The sequence below is a fragment of the Lentilactobacillus kisonensis DSM 19906 = JCM 15041 genome (genome assembly GCF_001434135.1).
GTDB classification, from domain to species: domain Bacteria; phylum Bacillota; class Bacilli; order Lactobacillales; family Lactobacillaceae; genus Lentilactobacillus; species Lentilactobacillus kisonensis.
In genome coordinates, this window is sequence record NZ_AZEB01000079.1 from 1 (window position 1) to 1579 (window position 1579).

2 protein-coding genes are annotated in these 1579 nt (G+C 36.6%); both read right to left on the minus strand.

Going from position 1 to position 1579, the window contains the following annotated elements; genetic code table 11:
- Positions 1 to 105: 105 nt before the first annotated feature.
- A complete protein-coding gene (locus tag FC98_RS13730) occupies positions 106 to 690 on the minus strand; it encodes a recombinase family protein (protein ID WP_014940867.1) in 585 nt (194 codons plus the stop codon).
- Positions 691 to 869: 179 nt separating this feature from the next.
- Positions 870 to 1430 (minus strand): MFS transporter, encoded by a 561-nt coding sequence (locus tag FC98_RS13735; protein ID WP_056949758.1) that lies wholly within the window; start codon positions 1428 to 1430, stop codon positions 870 to 872.
- Between the last annotated feature and the right edge of the window lie 149 nt (positions 1431 to 1579).

Here is a 1579-nt window from a genome sequence, read left to right on the forward strand (position 1 = left end):
ATGCATTTACACAAGATATTTTACGCTCTCTTTTATTTCCATATATCTGTTATTTCACTCCTATTTAAATTTTTTCTTCACTGCCCTGCTTATTTAATGAGAAATTTATCTATACACACTGAATTTCTTTCGATACCGAATAAAGGTTGTCCGCTTAATCCCAGTATTTCGAGCCACATCCACATCGCTCATACCATTTTGATAAAGTTTAAAGGCATGTAACAATCGGGGATCATCTTCAGCGTATTGAGGCTTGCGACCATGATATTTGCCCTGCTGTTTGGCTAGGGAAATCCCTTGTTGCTGACGCTCAATGATCCGCTTACGTTCACTTTCAGCTTGGTATTTATAAAGTTCAATAATGAGGTTGGTCATGAGTTGACGTAAATTGGGGTCAGCAATCCCTGTCATGGACGGTAAATTCAACACATCTAGGGTGGCACCCTTATTTTGAATGGAGTTCATGATCTTAGTCAAATCATGGTTGTTTCTGCCTAAGCGATCTAATTCAGTGACCATTACAATATCACCCTCACGAATATAGGCCAGCATTTTTTGCAGTTCTGGCCGATTAGTGTTAGCCCCACTTAATTTATCCGTAAATAATTTATCAACGTCTTTTAAAGCCGCTAACTGTCGATCTAAATGTTGCTCCTTGGAACTCACACGCGCATAACCGATTTTAGCCATTTCCACTTCTCCTTTTGGACAGTTCTAATGAACATTTGTAATTCCTAGTATAGCACAGAATCAAAAATGGCCACTAGGGTATACCCTATTGGCCAAAAATTGGATTCTCAAATATCTGTTAATAACAGTGATCAAAATTAGCCAATTTTTTCCAAAGCTAAAAAATGTTTGATATCAAACTATTTACCAAACTTTCTCCCCAAAACCGAAACTTTTTTCTGGTCAAGACGAGTGAATTCGTAGAATGATATGATGATTATAAGACTTAGAACAAGGTAAGCTTTTGCCCCCACAATGTCAATTAGATATCCAAACAAGAAATTGCCGATTGGTTGCATACCATCAAACACCAAGAAGGCCAGTCCAAAAACTCGTCCTAAATATTCTGAACGCGTTGATAATTGAATAAATGTTGGTAAGCTCCCTAATAATCTAGTTTGAACAAACCCAAAACTTAAGGCTGTGAGAAGCCAACTATAATATCCCCCTGTTAAATACAAGATTAGCGAAAGAAATCCGTATGCTATCTGTTCTTGATAAATTCTAATTGGTTGAATCTCGCTTTTTTGGTGAGCTAATAGTATTCCCCCTGTTATACCACCAATAGCCATTATCAAAAGAAATACACTGTAACTACCTGGTTGGTGTGCATAATGCTTTTTTGCAATATATGGTGCCAGTAGTAAAAAGCCCGCATAACAGAAATTATAGGATCCTAAAGCTACTACAAATATTCTCAAGTGGCGTGATTTCAATAAATACTTTAAACCAGAAACAGTCGCACTTATAAAGGTTTGTTTATCATGAGCTGTTTGCCATGAATGTTGATAATTAATTAGACAATTTATCCCAGATGTTCCTAAGAAGCTGTCTAAAATCTCTTAAGTAA

What these genes read in the sequence shown, in the direction of transcription:
- FC98_RS13730 (WP_014940867.1), bottom strand. Translation starts at nt 690, where the DNA reads ATGGCTAAAATCGGTTATGCGCGTGTGAGTTCCAAGGAGCAACATTTA.